We start from the raw sequence: 2,521 nt of genomic DNA on the forward strand, positions 1-2,521 counted from the left end.
CATCGCCGCTCGCCCTGTCAAGCGATACACCTGCTTTGCACTTCGCACCATGCAACACCTCCGCGATCAAAGGTGTTGCGACGACCGGTTGAATCCGCCTTGCGACCCGCGGTCCGAATGATGTACCCAACGGTTACTTTCGGCTGGTCGGCGCTCGTGTATCGCCTGCTCCAGCGCGTCCAACACGAAGTCAGTACGCGCTGAGCTTGACACTCTCCAGCCTACGATGCGTCGCGCGAACACATCAACGATAAAGGCAACATAAGCGAAGCCTTGCCAGGTGGCCACGAACGTGAAGTCTGACACCCACAGCGCGTTCGGCCATGACGCTTTGAACTGCCGCTGGACGTGATCAAGCGGGCACGGTGTGTTTCGCTCGCTGACGGTGGTTCGAATCGATCTGCCGCGCCGCACACCTTGCAGCCCGAGCCGCTTCATCAGTCGCTCGACAGTACACCGCGCGAGCTTGAATCCTTCGCGCAACAGCTGCCGCCAAACCTTACGCGCACCATATACCCGAAAGTTCTCCTCCCATACACGCCGGATATGCTGACACAGCAGTGCATCGCGCTGCGCGCGCGGCGGCAGCCGACGCGGATCAGCGCGTCGAGATGCGCACAGGTAATACGTCGACGGGGCGATCGGCAGCACTCTGCAGATCGGCTCGACCCCATACGCCGACCGATGATCGTCAATGAAGGCAATCATCACTTCGGTCGGCGGTCGAGCTCCGCCTGTGCGAAATATGCCGAGGCCTTGCGCAGAATTTCGTTGGCCTGACGCAGTTCCCTGACTTCGCGTTCAAGCTCGCGGATGCGGTCCTGCTCCTGCGTCTTGGGGCCCGCGCGCAGACCACGATCGCTCTCAGCCTGACGAACCCAGTTTCTTAACGTTTCGCGTGAACAACCCATCTTGGCGGCAATCGACTGGATTGCTTCCCATTGGGTCGCATACTCCGCACGATGCTCGAACACCATACGAACCGCGCGCTCACGCACTTCCGCCGAATATTTCGGCGCCGTCTTCCGCTTTGCTTTGTCGAGGTTTTCCATAACCCTATTCTCTCAGGAGTAAAGGTCTCCGGAAAACCCGGTGCGCTTCAATCGCATCGAGCGGAGCCATTCCCCAATCGTCCAGCAGAAGAACATCAACGCGAGCAACCTGCAGCAGCCATTTGGTGAAGCCGCCGTTGCCGTGGAGGACGCGCAGTTCCTCGCCGAGGCGCGGCACACGTAGGTACAACGCGGAGTGCCCGCGTCGGCAGGCATACTGCGCGAGGGCGCAAGCAAGCCATGATTTACCGGCGCCGGTTGGGCCGCTAATGAGCAGGCTGTATCCCGATTCGACCCAGTCGCCGAGAGCGAGGCTCGTGAGCGAACGCGGGTCCACGCCTCGACCAGCGCGAGTGTCGAGATCTTCGATGGCGGCCTGGGGATACTTCAGGCGCGCTTGCTTGAGCAGTCGGGTGCGGCGACGATCATCGCGCCAACTTGCTTCCCGGTCGACCAGCAACGACAGGCGTTCCTCGAAGCTCAGAGCCGCCGTGCCGGGCTGCGTCAGTTGCTCTTCCAATCCGTCAGCGAACCCATCCAGCTTCAGGGTGCGTAGTTGCGTCAAGGTTTGTTGCATCATCATGGCGGGTTCTCCTTATTGGTAGTAGCTGGGGCCGCGCACATGCGCGTGACTTGGACTGACCCATTCGACAGGCGTGGTCGCTGCCGCGCGGTCGCGGTTGTTGATGAGGATGTCGCGCACGTGGCGGTAACGATGTACACCCAATTCGAGCGCCAGCGCGCACGCCGCTTCGAGACGGTCGCGACCATAGCGACGTGAGAGCGAGAGCAAGCCAAGGCACGCCCGATAGCCGTGCTCGGGATGGCGCTGTTCCTGCAGAAGCCGCGCGACGAGCGCGCCGGTGGCGCCGCCAATCTGCTGACCCCAGTGGATAAGCCGCTGCGGAGTCCATTCGAGATGGGCGCGGTGTGCCGCCGGCATGTGCTCGACGACGGTGGTGTAGCCTCCTACGCGATCATTGCGAGCATGGCTGGCCACACGGCGACCGCGATGCAACAACTCGACAGCGCCGGCAGTGATGCGCGCATCGAGCTTGAGTCCAACAAGCGCGTGAGGAACGCTGTAGCGATGTTTATCGATCTCGATGTGGTAGTCGATGCCGACCGTTACTGCCTTGAACCGCGCGAGCTCATACGGCTGCACCGGCAGTGGCTGTAGGGCCGGCGCGTCTAATTCGGTGAACGCGCTGGCGCGGCATCCAGGCAGCTTCTGAAACGGGCGCTCGTTCAAGTTCTTCAGTAGCGGGCGGATCGCGTCGTCCACCGACTGGACCGACTCGAACTGGCGATGACGCAGGCGCGCCATGATCCAACGTTCGACCACCTGAACCGCCACTTCAACCTTCGGCTTATCGTAAGTCAGCAACTGCTTGTCGTGATGACGGTTGCGCGACTGTAACGGTCGAGATCACCCACCCATTTCATCCCCTGCGCGGTACCCGAATCCA

At 61.6% G+C, this 2,521-nt stretch carries 3 pseudogenes and 1 other annotated feature; all 3 pseudogenes read right to left on the bottom strand.

Going from position 1 to position 2,521, the window contains the following annotated elements:
* Positions 1–99 precede the first annotated feature (99 nt).
* Positions 100–1,052, bottom strand: a pseudogene (locus tag QCE73_RS39205) (IS3 family transposase); the annotation flags it as partial.
* Positions 634–750: a sequence feature (AL1L pseudoknot), on the bottom strand. (Overlaps the previous pseudogene by 117 nt.)
* A gap of 49 nt (positions 1,053–1,101) precedes the next feature.
* Positions 1,102–1,635 (bottom strand): annotated as a pseudogene (locus QCE73_RS39210) (ATP-binding protein); the annotation flags it as partial.
* Between the two features lie 12 nt (positions 1,636–1,647).
* Positions 1,648–2,427 (bottom strand): annotated as a pseudogene (locus tag QCE73_RS39215) (Mu transposase domain-containing protein); the annotation flags it as partial.
* Positions 2,428–2,521 lie beyond the last annotated feature (94 nt).

It is taken from the genome of Caballeronia sp. LZ029 (assembly GCF_031451275.1).
GTDB lineage: Bacteria > Pseudomonadota > Gammaproteobacteria > Burkholderiales > Burkholderiaceae > Caballeronia > Caballeronia jiangsuensis.